This window comes from Microvirga sp. HS2 (assembly GCF_055792805.1).
Genome location: NZ_JBVVAJ010000006.1, coordinates 205,421 through 220,360 on the forward strand (window position 1 = coordinate 205,421; position 14,940 = coordinate 220,360).

General features: G+C 61.4%; 13 protein-coding genes, 1 tRNA gene and 1 pseudogene. 10 read left to right on the top strand and 5 right to left on the bottom strand.

What is annotated here, in order from left to right:
- Positions 1-21 precede the first annotated feature (21 nt).
- From ACS5Q0_RS08275 to ACS5Q0_RS08285, 3 genes are read left to right on the top strand one after another with little or no spacing between them, the layout of a single operon-like run.
- Entirely contained in the window at positions 22-1,110 is a 1,089-nt protein-coding gene (locus ACS5Q0_RS08275) for a mandelate racemase/muconate lactonizing enzyme family protein (protein ID WP_473126136.1), read from the top strand.
- Positions 1,111-1,133: 23 nt separating this feature from the next.
- Complete coding sequence (locus ACS5Q0_RS08280) at positions 1,134-1,889, top strand: SDR family oxidoreductase (protein WP_473126137.1); 756 nt, start codon at positions 1,134-1,136, stop codon at positions 1,887-1,889.
- A gap of 49 nt (positions 1,890-1,938) precedes the next feature.
- The gene (locus ACS5Q0_RS08285) at positions 1,939-3,627 is read left to right on the top strand and encodes a GMC family oxidoreductase (protein ID WP_473126138.1); all 1,689 of its coding nucleotides are present in this window, start codon (positions 1,939-1,941) and stop codon (positions 3,625-3,627) included.
- 110 nt (positions 3,628-3,737) lie between these two features.
- On the opposite strand, the pseudogene ACS5Q0_RS08290 reads toward ACS5Q0_RS08285, so the two are convergent.
- Positions 3,738-4,841, bottom strand: a pseudogene (locus ACS5Q0_RS08290) (GGDEF domain-containing protein); the annotation flags it as partial.
- A 136-nt stretch (positions 4,842-4,977) separates the two neighbouring features.
- Between ACS5Q0_RS08290 and ACS5Q0_RS08295 the strand changes: the two are divergent.
- Positions 4,978-5,283 (top strand): hypothetical protein, encoded by a 306-nt coding sequence (locus tag ACS5Q0_RS08295; RefSeq protein ID WP_473126139.1) that lies wholly within the window; start codon positions 4,978-4,980, stop codon positions 5,281-5,283.
- Between the two features lie 212 nt (positions 5,284-5,495).
- A complete protein-coding gene (locus ACS5Q0_RS08300) occupies positions 5,496-6,074 on the top strand; it encodes a transglutaminase-like cysteine peptidase (protein WP_473126140.1) in 579 nt (192 codons plus the stop codon).
- A gap of 203 nt (positions 6,075-6,277) precedes the next feature.
- Here the strand turns inward: ACS5Q0_RS08300 and ACS5Q0_RS08305 are convergent, their stop codons facing one another.
- Complete coding sequence (locus ACS5Q0_RS08305) at positions 6,278-6,703, bottom strand: hypothetical protein (RefSeq protein ID WP_473126141.1); 426 nt, start codon at positions 6,701-6,703, stop codon at positions 6,278-6,280.
- Between the two features lie 1,248 nt (positions 6,704-7,951).
- On the opposite strand from ACS5Q0_RS08305, the gene ACS5Q0_RS08310 reads away from it, so the two are divergent.
- Together ACS5Q0_RS08310 and ACS5Q0_RS08315 are read left to right on the top strand one after the other, a co-directional pair.
- A complete protein-coding gene (locus ACS5Q0_RS08310; RefSeq protein ID WP_473126142.1) occupies positions 7,952-8,620 on the top strand; it encodes a response regulator transcription factor in 669 nt (222 codons plus the stop codon).
- Between the two features lie 217 nt (positions 8,621-8,837).
- Complete coding sequence (locus ACS5Q0_RS08315; protein WP_473126143.1) at positions 8,838-11,657, top strand: EAL domain-containing protein; 2,820 nt, start codon at positions 8,838-8,840, stop codon at positions 11,655-11,657.
- Between the two features lie 55 nt (positions 11,658-11,712).
- Here the strand turns inward: ACS5Q0_RS08315 and ACS5Q0_RS08320 are convergent, their stop codons facing one another.
- Complete coding sequence (locus tag ACS5Q0_RS08320; protein ID WP_473126144.1) at positions 11,713-11,964, bottom strand: DUF6894 family protein; 252 nt, start codon at positions 11,962-11,964, stop codon at positions 11,713-11,715.
- Between the two features lie 268 nt (positions 11,965-12,232).
- Between ACS5Q0_RS08320 and ACS5Q0_RS08325 the strand changes: the two genes are divergently transcribed.
- From ACS5Q0_RS08325 to ACS5Q0_RS08335, 3 genes are all read left to right on the top strand, one after another.
- Positions 12,233-12,370, top strand: coding sequence for a hypothetical protein (locus ACS5Q0_RS08325; RefSeq protein ID WP_473126145.1), 138 nt, complete (start codon positions 12,233-12,235; stop codon positions 12,368-12,370).
- Positions 12,371-12,574: 204 nt separating this feature from the next.
- Positions 12,575-12,955 carry a response regulator gene (locus ACS5Q0_RS08330; RefSeq protein WP_473126146.1) on the top strand — a complete coding sequence of 127 codons (381 nt, stop codon included), beginning with the start codon at positions 12,575-12,577 and terminating at the stop codon, positions 12,953-12,955.
- A 118-nt stretch (positions 12,956-13,073) separates the two neighbouring features.
- Positions 13,074-13,373, top strand: coding sequence for a transcriptional regulator (locus tag ACS5Q0_RS08335; protein ID WP_473126147.1), 300 nt, complete (start codon positions 13,074-13,076; stop codon positions 13,371-13,373).
- A gap of 594 nt (positions 13,374-13,967) precedes the next feature.
- Here ACS5Q0_RS08335 and ACS5Q0_RS08340 read toward each other — a convergent pair.
- Together ACS5Q0_RS08340 and ACS5Q0_RS08345 are read right to left on the bottom strand one after the other, a co-directional pair.
- Positions 13,968-14,045, bottom strand: a tRNA-Pro gene (locus ACS5Q0_RS08340).
- Between the two features lie 170 nt (positions 14,046-14,215).
- A complete protein-coding gene (locus ACS5Q0_RS08345) occupies positions 14,216-14,431 on the bottom strand; it encodes a hypothetical protein (protein ID WP_473126148.1) in 216 nt (71 codons plus the stop codon).
- Positions 14,432-14,940: the final 509 nt, after the last annotated feature.

The window sequence follows — 14,940 nt, forward strand, 5'->3', positions numbered from 1 at the left end:
TTTCAACGAACGGGATGACCCATGCCTCGGATTACCTCCATCGAACCCGGCTTCTACCGCATTCCGCTCCCCACCGTTCTGACCGACTCCATGCATGGCGAGATGCGGGCTTTCGAGCTCAACACGGTTCGCATCCGCGACGCGGATGGCGCGGAGGGCGTGGGCTACACCTTCACCGTTGGACGCAATGGAGCCGCCATCGATGCGGTCCTCGCGCGGGAAATCCCAGAGATCATGGATGGCGAGGAAGCCGACGAGATCGAGCGGCTCTGGCACAAGGCATGGTGGGCGCTCCATTACGGAGGGCGGGGCGGCCCGACCGTGCTCGCGATTTCCGCCTTCGACATGGCCCTGTGGGATCTCAAGGCCAAGCGCGCCGATCTTCCGCTCTGGAAAGCCCTCGGCGGTTATGACGCGAAGGTGCCCTGCTACGCGGGCGGCATTGATCTCGACCTGCCTCTCGACAAGCTGCTGCGTCAGACCGACGACAACCTCGGAAAGGGCTTCCGCGCGATCAAGATGAAGGTCGGCCGCGCCGATCTGTTCGAGGACGTGGAGCGAGTCAAGGCGATGCGCGAGCATCTCGGCGACGGTTTCCCCCTGATGGCCGACGCCAACATGAAGTGGAGCGTCGACGGCGCAATTCGCGCCGCCCGCGCCCTGCGGCCATTCGACCTGACCTGGATCGAAGAGCCCACCATTCCCGATGACCCGGCAGGCCATGCCCGGATTGTTCGCGAGGGCGGGCTGCCCGTCGCGGCGGGCGAAAACCTGCGCAGCCTCTGGGAGTTCAAGCTCTATGTCGCGGGCGGGGGCGTGACCTATCCGGAGCCGGACGTCACCAATTGCGGCGGCGTCACGCCCTTCATGAAGATCGCCCACCTGGCAGAGGCCTTCAACCTGCCGGTCACGAGCCACGGGGCGCACGACGTGACCGTGCATCTCCTCGCCGCCTGCCCGAACCGCTCCTACCTCGAGGCCCATGGCTTCGGACTCGAGCGGTATATCGCCGAGCCTTTGCAGATTAAGGACGGCTGCGCCCTCGCCCCGAACCGTCCCGGCCACGGCATCGCGTTCGACTGGCAGGGGCTCGAGCGGATCAAAGCCTGACCTCACACCGGTGAATGCTCACGATGAACCCTTTCTCCGATACTCTTCTCTCCGGAAAGACCGCGCTGGTCACGGCGGCCGCGCAAGGCATCGGCCGCGCATCGGCGCGTGCCCTCGCAGACGCGGGCGCGACGGTCTTCGCGACGGACATCAACGAGGAGGCGCTCGCGTCCCTCGCCAACGAGCGCTCCGTCATCACGCCGCTCCCTCTCGATGTCCGCGATCCCGCCTCCATCGCAGCGGCTCGGGAGCGCACGGGTCCGATCGGGATTCTGTTCAACTGCGCCGGAACCGTGCATCAGGGCCCGCTGCTGGAATGCGATGACGAGGCCTGGGCCTTCTCCATGGACCTCAACGTCACGGCCATGTTCCGCATGATCCGCGCCTATCTTCCCGCGATGGTGGAGCAAGGGGGCGGATCGATCATCAACATGAGTTCCGTCGCGGGCGCCGTCAAAGGCGTCGCGAACCGCGCCGCTTATTGCGCCACGAAGGCGGCGGTCGCAGGCCTCACCCGCTCCATCGCCGCCGATTACGTCACGGCGGGAGTGCGATGCAACGCCATCTGTCCCGGCACTGTCGAGACGCCGTCGCTCCACGAGCGCATGCGCGCGCAGGGCGATTACGAGAAGGCGCGCGCCGCCTTCATCGCCCGTCAGCCCATGGGACGGCTCGGCACGCCGGAGGAGATCGCGGCTCTCGTCGTGTATCTCGCCAGCGATGCCTCGGCTTACACGACGGGACAACTTCACGTCATCGACGGCGGCTGGACCGCCTGATCGGGAAATATCTCGACCGGTCTCAGGAGAGTGGCAGAAGGGTTCAGGCATGAGAGAGCGTTTCGACCATATCGTCGTCGGCGGCGGCTCGTCGGGCTCGGTGGCGGCGGCCCGCTTGGTCAACGAAGGCGCGTGCGTGCTGCTGCTGGAGGGTGGCTATTCGCATCGGCACCCGCTTCTGGACATGCCTCCGGGGATCTTCAAGATGATCAACGGCAGCAAGTACATGCGGTATCACCACACGGTGCCGCAGGAGCATCTCGACGGGCGCGTGCACGACATTCCGCAGGCCAATGTTCTCGGCGGCGGATCATCGGTGAACGCACAGGTCTACATGCGCGGCAGACCGTCCGACTACGACGAATGGCACGAGATGCTGCGCAGCGAGAACGATTATCCGGGCTGGAGCTGGGCCGACGTGCTGCCGCACTTCCGCACCATGGAGGGCAACAACAGGTTCTTCAACGAGTTGCACGGCGCGGACGGCCCCCTGCTCGTCTCCGACCCCGGGCACATCAACGACATGTCGCGCTGGTTCGTGCAGGCCGTGCAGGCGCTGGGCGAACCGTTCAATCCCGATTTCAACGGACCGAAGCAGCGCGGCGTCGGATTCTATCAGTTCATGAACCGACGCGGCAAACGCAGCAGCGCCGCTTATGCCTTTCTCGCGCCCCTCGCCGACAACCCCAATCTCGTGATCCGCCTGCAGTCGCGCGTGCGCAGGATCATCATCGAGAATGGCCGCGCCACTGGCGTGATCTATCGCGATGCGAAGGGGGTGGATCATCAGGTCCATGCGGACGGCGAAATCATCATGGCTGCCGGTGCGCTCATCACGCCCCAGGTGCTGATGCTCTCGGGGATCGGCCCGGCCGACCGGCTGAAGGAGCACGGGATCACGTGCATCGCCGATCTTCCGGGCATCGGCGAAAACCTCATCGACCATCCCGAGGTTCCGATGATCGCGATGGCGAATGGCCCTTACGGCTATTACAAGCAGGGCGTCGGCTGGCGGATGCTGCTCAACGGAATTCACTTCAGGCTGTTCGGAAGCGGCCCGATCCTCTCCGCGGGCGTGGAGGCCGGAGCCTTCGTGAACCCGACCGATCCGGATGGCGAGCCGACCATTCAGGCCTTCTGCGTGCCGATCGTCTATCTCGACCGCGACACGCTCACCCTCGTCAAGGACACCTACGGCCTGACGATCACCACCGTGGTGGTGAAGCCAAAATCCCGCGGCTTCGTCCGTCTCCGCTCCGCCGATCCTGACGACATGCCACTCGTCTCGCCCAATCTTCTCAAGGACCCCGCGGATGCCCGCGCGATGCTCGACGGGCAACGCTTCTTCCTGCGGGCATTCCGGACGAGCCCTCTCGCTGAAAGGATCGCGCGCATCGCGATCCCGGATCCCGACGACCTCAGCGACGAAGCGCTCATGAAGCATTGCCGCCGCTTCGTGAAGACCAACTATCATCCGAGCGGCACCTGCCGAATGGGCGCAGCCAGCGATCCTATGGCGGTGCTCGATTCAAGGCTGCGCGTGCGCGGCGTCGAGAACCTGCGCGTCTGCGATCTCTCGGCGATGCCGAACATCAATGCGGGCAACACCAACGCGCCGGCGATGATGCTCGGGAGCCGCTGCGCGGAACTGATCACCGGACGCCCCACGGTCAGCACGGCCCAGTTCGGCCCGCGCCTGTCCGAGCAGGGAGACATGAGTGTTGCGAGCTTGAACTGATCCAGGGCGCCGGTTGCGCGCCTTCCGCTCTGCGACGAAGGCATTGCGGCGCTCTCCCGGGTTCCTTCGCCTCGTCGGCCCGCGACCTTGGTCCGATCGAACACCTGAATGCGATTTCGGCCGGCCCGTTTGGCGCGATAGAGCGCCTCGTCGGCCTCCGAATAGGCCCGGTCGAACGGATCGAAGGACTCGCGGACAGCAACGCCGACGGACAGCGTCAGGCGAACAGTCGCCTTCGCGGCAACGATGGGGGTTCTCTCCATCATCAGCAACAATTCGCCGAGCACGGGAAGAAGCTCCTCGACCGAGGCCGTCGACGAGATCAGCGCGAATTCCTCGCCCCCGAAGCGGCCGACCGCACCATAGGGCGTCAGATGCCTGGCGATGATCTTCCCGACGGCCTGAAGAACGGCGTCGCCGACCTGGTGGCCATAGGTGTCGTTCACGGTCTTGAAATGATCGATATCCATCAGCACGAGCACGATGGCCTGCTGCGCCAGCGTTTCGTTGAGTTCCACCAGGGAACGCCGATTGGACAGCCCTGTGAGCATATCGTGCCGCGCCCAATGATCGTTGTCGCGCTCGGCCCGCATGGTAGAGACGAGCATCCCGTTGAGCCGGTAGACAGCCTTGCTCATGGCGTAGAGATAAAACGGTATTTGCAGGGCGGTCAGCAGCATGATCGGCTCGCCGGACATCACCGCGCCGAGACAGGTGGGCCCGAAGCTCAGGACGATCATGCCGGTCGCCAGGCGGGGCGCGGCAAAATTCCTGAAGCAGATCCCGCCCATCATGGCAGCCGATGAGAGGCACGCGAGGGCAGCCACGATCCAATCGCCGCTCAGCAGGCTGATGAAGGCTCCAACCCCGACGCCGAAGGCCCAGACGAGCGCGAGAACGAGATACAGATCTGTGGGCGTCTCCTGTCGCCGCGTTGCGGCCCGATAGGCGATCAGGATCAAGCAGGTTCGCACGAGGCCCAGCAGAACCTCGAGGAAGAGCCACGCCAGGAACAGGGGCTCGGGCTTGCGCACGGCGATGACGGCCGACACCAGGATCGTGTTGGCCACGCCCCCGATGAAGATGGGCAGGGTCCCGAAGAGGTTCGAGATCAGCGCATGGCGGATTTCGGTCGGAACGTCCTTGCCGGGATCGGCCAACCAGCGCGTGAACCGCCATTTCGGCAGGCTGAATGTTCTCGTCGTGTCTACCATGGACAGCCTTCGCGCGCCTGTGGACCCCGCGCCCGAACCATGACCGCCCAGCGTGCCTGACGCTACAGAACCATGCCTCTATAGGATTAAGATCTGACTAGCAAAGCCGCTTTATGGCGCAGAAGGCGGGCGCTGTTTGAGAGACGCGTCGCTCACGAAAAGGCTATCACCCTCCCCCTCTCGACCACCTTCCTACGCGGAAGGCATCGCTCAGCCACTGACGATTTCCGAGAAGACCGGCGCGGCGCTGAACTGCCTCAAGAACCGCCAGCCTGACGAGTGGCGCGACAAGCAGGTGCAGGAGCACGAGCTGCGCGAAGGTATACCGTTCTCCGTAGTCAACTTCCGCTCCTCGGAGAAAGGGCAAGAGGCGAAGGAGGACCATAGCTCTGAGATGGTGCGACCCGGGTTGCGTGGCGCTAGCTGGACATGGGCCAATTAACCCATCGTGACGGTTTGAAAGGAAGCTGTTGGACGCCTGCTGAAGATTTACTCCAGCACAATGGCGGAAGCAGGACGGGCGTCTCCTAACGCGCCGTGCGCGTGGATAAGCTGCCTTATTCTAGGCTTAGAATCACTTTTTAAGAGGAATGAAGTCAACGGCGGCCGGTGGTTTGGGTTCCGGCGCAGCGAAGATATTTTGGGGGCTTATCAATGATCCGCTTGTCTCATGCTGTAGGCAGTATTCTGCTGGCACTCATTGCTGGGCTTTCCTCTGCACCCGTTGCAGCACGGCCTGCGGCATCCATCGCACTGACTCCTCAGCGGATGGCGCAGCTGCAGCAGGTCAACCACTATGTTAATAGCACCATTACTGAAGTCTCAGACATGGAGCAGTATGGGCGCGAGGATGTGTGGGCACTCCCCAGCAGCGGCAAAGGGGATTGTGAAGACTTCGCCCTCCTCAAGCGCAAGCTCCTGTTAGAGCGCGGCTGGCCAGCTGCATCTCTCTCCATCGCCGTAGGCGCAACCGCGCAGGGTGTAGCGCATGCAGTTCTGATGGCTCGCACCGACAAGGGTGACTACGTACTGGACAATCTCACCACATCGATTCTGCCGTCTCATCAAACAGGACACGCGTTCTTCTCTTATCAGTCCGGGCACGCGTGGGTTTCGGCGTCCGGTGAGAGAACGAATGAGCCGACAGTGGATCTCCCGGTGGCCGGGGTCTCCCCTGGAACCCAAATCGCCTCACGCGCGCGGCGCGGCAAGCTCCAGTTCCGCCAGTTTTAGGTGATCTCAAGCGTCACGTTAGAGACTGTCCCAAAGAGACTGGCCCCGAAGCTGCTTGGTACGACCAACCGCCCCTGCACCCTTCCTACCCCGCTCATGGCGCTCGGCCATACCTCACCTCTCCCCGTGCTCTGGATGGGAGAGTGCGGCGAGCGAGGCAACCGGAGAAGCCCCTAGCTCGAACTTAGCTAGGGGCCCTTCGATTAGGCTTTCCTTACACTGTTAGCGCCGGCCACCTTCACCACCTCGGCCGCCGCCATTGCCATTCCCGTGGCCGCCGTCGCCTCCCCGGCCACCGCCATTGCCGGCGGGACCATCTGCATCGGTGCCGTCACCATTGTTCGAGCCACCGGGATTGGACGAATCATTCCCATCGGGGTCATTACCGTGGCCGTTGTTGCCGTGGCCTCCTGCGTTACCGTTTCCAGGCCCAGAATTGCCGCCAGTGCCACTGGTAGAGCCGCCATCGGGCGAGCCACCGGCATTTCCTGCACTGCCAGCACTTCCGCGCCCCCCTGCCCCAGCGCCGCCGTTGTCAGCAACGGCTCCGCCGCTGCTCGGGCCTGGTCCCGAGCCCACCGTGCCGGAATTGCCGACACCGCCGACAGCACCGGCACTTCCAGGAGCACGGTTGCCGCCGCTAATAACACCCGTCGCCCCACGGGCTGGACTGGAGAGGCCCGGACCGGAAGCAGGGCGGCTGCCGATCGATCCAGTGATTGTGGCATCCTGATCCTGGTTTTGTATGCGATCTAGTCTGCGGAGCGCCTGAGGTCGAATTGCGCAACGGCAGACTTCCTGACCCGCAACAACCCGAAGACGGCAGCTGTGGTACATGGAAGCGTCCGCGACAGCCGGGACGCACTGCTGAGCAGTTCTGACGACTTGGGCATAGGATGGCGTCGAGAAAGCAAGGAAGAGGACAGCGCCAGACAAAGTGAGGGCGTGCGAACGCTTCATGGAGTTCACCTACAAAACTCATGGTTTGTGAGAGTAGGCTGAAGAAGATCAGCCTATATTCCTGAAGACGCAGGCAAACGAAATTGGTTCCTAATCCAAATTTGGTAGAAGACCGCCTTAGTAAATCAAATCTAAACGCAAATCGGTACGGCTACACACCTAGCCAGACTCGGCGAGCCTTCATCTACTAGAGAATGGGGGATTTGGCAGAAAGAAAATCCATGAGGGATGGCTAGCCCCAGAGGACACCATGGTGAAGACAGCCAGTGAAGCGCCGTCGCGCTGAAAATAGATTTCGCTCCGAAACAGTTCCCTTTGCATTGAGCGAACTCTTAACCCGTCTCTCGACGCCGCCTTGGACACCCACCCACGCCAACTTCGTCTACAACTATGATACCTCGGCCAAACCACGTCGTTGAGCCTCCCTGGCCACAGGGCATGATGAAACATCGACCGGGAGATAGGCCTGCCGCCCCGGCGCAGCCTACCGCTGGGCTGCCACGACCTCGCCGTCGAGACCTGCCCCTCTTGCCCGAAAACAGGTTGGAGACAGCCCCTGAGCGGCTACGGGAGGAGATCTAGCAACAGGAGGTGTCAGGCTCCGACCCCGAAGGCTTGAGCTGCCCGCCGTGGTGAGGCTTCGGAAGCCTGCAAGTGCCGTTCGGCATGCCTGGGATTAGGATTCCCTAGGCCATCTGGTCTAATGGACCTAACGTCATGTCACGCCCTAACAAGGACAAAAGTCATAGCATCGCTTGATTCGCGAATGTCCGGACCGCTGTTGAAAGAGGCTTTGTAAAAGGCTTCAACTGCATAGCGTACTCCTGTGCCTAAGCACTTTGCCGAACTACACTTGGAGTTGTTGTTCGGCAAAGCGGTCCTGTGATCTTCGGAAGCGTCTGTGGGGGCACAGAACCATGCATATTGTTGTCGATGAGCGGCAGACGATCACGGCCGGATACGTCACGAGTTTTGACCAGGAAGGCGTCTCAGCCTTGGGATTGCCCTCCTGGGAGTTTCACCGCTGGATCGAGACGAGCGCCAGCGGCGTCCTGGCCAACGTCCGGGGCTTTCTGCTCGGCGAGTGCGAGGAACGGACCGCCATGGCGGCCACGATCCGCCGACGCTCTCCGGCACCGGTCATTGCCCTGTGCGAGGCGCGCTCTCTGGAGCAGACCCTCCACCTGTTCTCAGCCCAGTTTGATGACGTGGTGCGCCAGCCCATTCATGTCCGCGAGATCCTCGCTCGCTCGGAAGCCATCTGGCGTCGTATCAATGGCGACCAGGCGACGGAGACCGGATCGGAGCGTCTCAAAGTCTACTTTGATGGACGAGACCCCGAGATCGATGGCATCAGCCTGCCCCTGCCCCGCCGGGAGCGAGACATCCTTGAGCATCTGGTGCGGCATCGCGGCCGCTGGGTCCAAAAGGGCCAGATTTACCGCACGATCTACGATGCCTCCGACGAACTGGAGGAAACCGTAGTCGAGGGGCATATCAGCAAGTTGCGCAAGAAACTGCGCCACCGCCTCGGCTACGATCCGATCCAGGCGCAGCGGCACGTGGGATACAGCTTTCTGAGCTGATGCCTGTTCCGTTCTTGATCCAAGCAACAGCATCGACTTGAAAGAACCCCTGTGACGATTCTTCTCATTGCGACGGTGGCAGGCTCATTGGCAGGACTCACGGTCTTGCCTCTGGTGCGCATGATCATAGCATCCAGAACGTGGCGGCAGGCGCGAGGCTAGCTGCCTGGGCGCGGATATCCCAACCAACAGAGCTAGGCAGCAACAAAGACACATCGTGACCGCCGAAGATTTTCTGATCGGAATTTTCGACACCAGCATCGATTGCATCGAGGTGCTCGACTTGGATGCCCGCCTGCTCCTGATGAACGGAGGCGGCCTTCGCGTCATGGGGATCAGCGATGTTTGCTCTCTTGCGGGGCGCTCCTGGGTCCAATGTTGGGCAGACCAGGACCAGGAAGCGGCACAGGCTGCCGTCCAGAACGCAAAAGCTGGGAAGTTCGGACGCTTCCAGGGGGAGCGCGCGACGGCCAGTGGCGCGCTCAAGCGGTGGGATGTAATTGTCACGCTGATGCGGACCAGGGCTGCGCGGACAGAGCGCCTGCTGTCCGTCTCGCGCGATGTGACGGCACACCAGGAACCGCCGCAAGAAGACGACAGAACGCGGCGGCAGCACCGTGCAATCGCGGAGGCGAATGCCGCCATCCTCTGGCGCGTCACCCCGGACGGCTCTTCTCTCGAAGGTGAAGGGTGGGATGCGTTTTGCGGTGTCGCCGTTGAGAAGAACCAGCCGGATTGGTGGTTCGGCACAGTTCACCCTGATGACCGCGAGCGTGTATCTGCTGCTTGGACCAACGCGTTGCGGTCCGGTGAGCCCCATAGCTGCGAGTTCCGCATCCGGCATGTCAGCGGCGAGTACCGATGGGTGGCGGATCGCGGTGTGCCCCTCAAGAACGAAGAGGGCACGATCGAGGAATGGGTTGGAGCAATCTCCGACATTCACGAGCGCAAGCAGGCAGAAGAGACGCTTCGGACCAGTGAGGAGCGCCTGCGGCTTGCCCTCGAAACGACAGCCATGGGAATTTGGGATGTCGATCTTGTCACCGGGCACCGGCAATGGACAGCCGAGGCCCGACGCATCCTCGGCATCGCGGCCGATGCTCCGATCACGCGCGAGAGTTTTCTAAATTGCGTCCACCCGGATGATCGGCGCGACGTGGAGAGCAAGTTCTTCGCCGACTGGCCCGCCAGCGGGCCGAGCTATGGCGGCACGTACCGCATCATCCGTGCTGACGACGGCCAGGAACGCTGGGTTGCCACAAGTGGCCGGACACTCCTCGACGAGGAGAGGCGACCGGTCCGCAAGATCGGAACCATTCAGGACGTAACCGACCGCATGCAGTTGGAGAATGCACTGCGGGCCGGCGAAATGCGGCTGAAGCTGGCCCTCCGGGCAGGCCGCATGGTGGCTTGGGAGCGCGATCTGGCGACGGAGTATGTGACCCGCTCGGCCAACGCTCTTGAGTTGCTTGGTGTCGGATCCGGTCCGCTCTCGGAGTTTCTCCGGAGGGTTCACCCCGAGGATCGTGCACAGGCCGAGTCGTTCATCCGGCGAACTGATCGTCAGGCCCCTGAGACGGCGGAGTTCCGGTACATCCCGTCTAGCGGACGGATGATGTGGTTGGGCGCACGAGCGGAACGGGCTGGTCCTGATCATCTGATCGGCATCACATTCGACATCACCGACCGCAAGATGGCCGAGGAAGAGGCATGGCGCTCCTCCAATCATGACCCTCTCACGGGCTTACCGAACCGGGTCCTGTTCCAACGCCGACTGGAGCAGGCTCTCAGAGAGGCCCGACAGAATGGCACCAGCGTCAGCCTGCTGCTGGTTGATCTGGCCCAATTCCAGGAGGTCAACGACACCCTCGGTCATGAGGCAGGCGATGCCCTGCTGAAGGAAACGGCCGTGAGGCTCTTAGGCATGATCCGGGATTGCGACACCGTGGCCCGCGTCGGCGGCGATCAGTTCACGATCATGGTTGTTGAGCCGCTGACCCTGGATCACGCAACCCGTTTCGCGGATCGCGTGATCGAGACACTGCGCCGCCCCTTCACCCATGCCGGACGGCGGCTCACTGGCAGAGCGAGCATCGGTGTGGCTGCTTTCCCCGACCATGCGTCCACACCGACCGAGTTGATGAATGATGCAGACTTCGCGCTCCGGTACGCCAAGGCGCATGGGCGAGAGCGCGTCGTCACGTATTCGTCCAAGCTGCGCCTCGCCAGAGAGCAGCGGGTTGCACTCGGGCGGGAGGTTCACGAAGCGGTCTCAAGCGGTCAGTTCGTCCCCTATTATCAGCCGAAGGTGTGCCTTGCGACCGGCAAGATTGTGGGATTTGAGGCGCTCGCCCGCTGGCACCATCCCAGCAAGGGATTTCTGTCGCCGGACGTCTTCGGAGCGGCCTTTCATGATCCTGAATTGGCGCGCGCCATTGGTAGGCAGATCGGCATCAAAGCTGTTTCCGACATGCGCGTTTGGCTTGAGTCCGGCCTCACCTTTGGACGTGTGGCGATCAACCTGTCGGCGTCGGCCTTCGATGAGCCGAGGCTCGCCGACGAACTCCTCGTGCTCCTGGAACGCGCATCCGTCCCATCCAAGCACTTCGAGGTTGAAGTCACCGAAACGGTCTTCCTCGGCAAAGGCTCGGAGCATGCCTCTGCCATCCTGGCACAGTTGCATCGGCGAGGCGTCCGAATTGCTCTCGACGACTTTGGAACCGGCTATGCTTCGCTGACGCACCTCAAGCAGTTCCCGGTCGATCACGTCAAAATCGACCAGAGTTTTGTGAAAGGCCTGGAACACAACATCGGAGATGACGCTATCGTCGAGGCGGTCATTGGACTGTGCCGGAAGTTGAACATCCAGATGACTGCGGAGGGCGTCGAGACTTGGGGGCAGGCACAGCGCCTTCGGGAGTTGGGCTGCGACCACGCGCAGGGTTATCTCTATTCCAGGCCGTTATCCGCATCACAGGTGCCGTGGCTGCTCTCAGCGTGGGATGCGCAAAGGGCTGGGCAGACGCGAACGGATTAGCCGCACAGGCTGTCAGTTCGTGGGCTGAAGAGTGTGCTACGCCCGAGGATCGGTGCTAATGCCGAGAGGAACTCTCCGAGTACGGATCGTTGAGCGGGAGGCTCTCAATGACGCCCCCGGCGTCGTCCGTGATGTCGAGCCTCCAACCCTGCCACTCAGCCGCCGAAATCGGGTCTTCTGCTTGCAGTTCCTGAATGACTTCCATCGCGTAGATCACGGCAGCCTGAAGATCCGTGACAAGAACCCCCTCCTCGTCGCGGATCATGTCCATTCCATTGCTAAGATTGAAATAGAAGCGGGAGGTCACTCTGGAGGACAACAGGAGCTAAAGTGGAAATCCGGGCGACCCAAATGGATAAACATAAGTTAGTTCTCTTCAAGACAGAAAAAATTCTGCAACTTTATCCCGGACGTTAACTGGACGATGAAATATCAACCAGCAAGTCGCGCCGGCGGTTGATATGTTCCTCCGAAGAACTGCGCATAGTGCTCTTTGCACTGGTACATATTGCAATCATCGCCTGGAGTTAAATACGCTGGTTGTCACGGATAGTCCGGGACCGGAGTTATCATTCATGGTGCAGGACGGCGACCGTCCTCAACAGCCCGACGCCCACAGCGAACGCCAGCGCGTCAAAGAGCATATCAGGCGGATTCTCCGAAATCTGGCCGCACAGTTGAAACAATCCTCGGATCCCAAGAAGTCTGAGTGAAGTCGTCTCCGGGCACGACTGCGCGGTCCTTATGTCGAAGTGGCCTGCTTTCCTCCCGGTGCCATCCCTGTCGTCCATGCTGCGTCAGAAGGACTGATCCACTCCGAGAGAGGCCATCCGGCAAGAAGGTCTGCCTCCAAAGTTATGCTTTGACGGCTTATGACTATCATCCTATTGTCCGCGCCTATGTCGGATCCGGGTATCGTGGCCGCTCCTCCTGTCGTCCTCGTCGTTGAGGATGAGCCGCTCGTGCGCGCTCTCGCAGCCGACGTGTTCGAGGACGAAGGTTTCGAGGTCATCGAGGCTTCGACGGCTGATTTTGCTCTGACCGTTCTGACTGCTCGGGGCGATGTGAGTGCACTCTTTACAGACGTTGACATGCCCGGCCGATTGAACGGCTTGGATCTGGCCCATGCGGCCAAGACGATGTACCCGGACATTGTGGTGATCGTCGTCTCAGGCAAGCTGCCGGCTGGCTTCAGCGGAGCGGCTCCCGCGGCTCGCTACATACCGAAGCCTTACCGGATGGCCGACGTGATCCAAACGATCCGCAATGCGCTCGACGAGCAGCCCAACCGGGCATAGCAGCACAATCCCCTGCTATTAACCACGAGTGCAATCTGCCCCCTCACTAGACCATTTGGTCTAATGACACGGCAGTCTCCGAGGCATCCTATCGCCCTGACTGACTTCGGGGGCGAAGATGAACGACTTGGACCGAGCCAACAAGCTGATTGAAATCCGAATGGGCCTCAGTTTCTCACAGAGCGCGATGGCCAATCTTCTTGAACTGAATACTCGGAAGTATCAGGCGTTCGAGTGGGGCGAGTGCGAGATCCCCAACCTCTATATCTTGGCTGCCGAGCGCGTTGCATTGGCTTATGCAGTTTGGGATAGAGCCCCGATGAAAGCGCCGTCTGCGGTCCGGGACGAGGCGCTCATTCTTGCGAGGCTGACTGAGGCGTTAGGAGCGGCTGGAACGCCTACTCAATCAGTGCCGTAGCTGCGGCTCGCCTAAACAAATCCATTGAGCTCTTCGCAAGGCCTGCGAAGCCCTGCTCTGTCAGACTCTTTCCTCCCCTAAGTTTCAGCCTCCCGTCCAAACACGGAAAAAAGTGCAGTCAGTGCGGCATCTCGATCCTTGAGCCATAGCCAGGTGGCATCTTGTAGTCGTCAAGTTCGTTTACGGCGGCATTCTCAGCTGGCCTGTCACGTGCCCGAGCTTCGTCCTCCGCAATCGCTGTCGAGAGATGCAAAAAGCTTCTCACGGCCGCGATAACCCAGAGCGAACGTAAAATCAGTAGAACAAGCGTGTCGGTAAGGGCTGCCGGAAGCAATTGTGCGTAGGGGCCTCTGGCGAGGAGCATCGTCTGCGTGCCGTAGCCTAACGGTGCAGGAAAAGCCGGGAGGTTTTTTGGCGCTATTGGCACAGCGCGAGAGGAGCGTTGGAATGCCGAAGGATTTTAGGGCATCGCCTGAGATGCCTGCTACAGGTTCGATGGCGGCATCGAGGAGGCACCCCCCTCTTCGTGCTTCCGATATGCTTCCGGAGCACTACCGTCTCGGAAGCAAAAGTGCCCTAAGCCTTTGAAATAAATGGTCGGAGCGAGAGGATTTGAACCTCCGACCCCTAGTCCCCCAGACTAGTGCGCTAACCGGGCTGCGCTACGCTCCGACTGCCGAACGGCTTGGATCCTCTAGCTATTTTAGCCCTTCGGCGCAACCCCCAAAATTCAGGTTCGGCGCTTTAGGGAATGAACGGCAAAGATCGGGAGGAAACGCGGGGACAGCCCGCCCCAAGGCTTACCTGCGCCGGATCCATAAAACCGGCAACGCCGCGCCTGGTCACGATCCCGGCTTCAGGCGTTTCATGCAGACAGCCACGAGAGCGCACAGAACGGCGCCGGCAATGCTGACCACGGCGATCTCCGCCATGAAATGAGCAGGCGGCTCGACCCCACTCGGAAGGTCAAGATAAGCCTCTCCCAGTTCGAAAAGGCTGCCAACCAATGTGCCGCCGAGCGCTCCATCGAGCATCAGCAGATCAAGATCCCAGTTCATGTCCAAAACTCGCCTGTCTGGCTGCCGCTGAAGACCATCAGCGGACGGCGAGCTTAGCGGATATCGGCCATGAGGGGAATGAGCCGCGCCCCCCGGGACGCAGGGATCCTCCCCCTCCACCGAGCCGATACATCTCTTTCCGAAGCCTGGATCTCCAAGATGAAAAGGCCCGCTCCACACAGGGTGAAGCGGGCTAGTCACAGGAGCGGTCTCGGGAGGAATGAGTGTAAAACGATCGCCTGATTGGCTTGTTGCAGGGTGCGGCGTTCCACCTCAACCCCTCTCCGCCCGCTCCTCCTCCGGTCGTTCTCCAGAACTCTTCAGCTCATGAGCCGTTCTCATCCTGCCGATGAGAGTGGAAGGACCGGATCGTGGTCGAGTGGAAGTGCGCATTCCAGGGATGGTGATCAGTGGTTCCACACGATCATGATCACTCGTTCTGGTGATCGTGATCACCGTCAGCGTTGACCTGGCGGTCCGCTGAGCGGCAATGAAGCGGTCAGTACCGC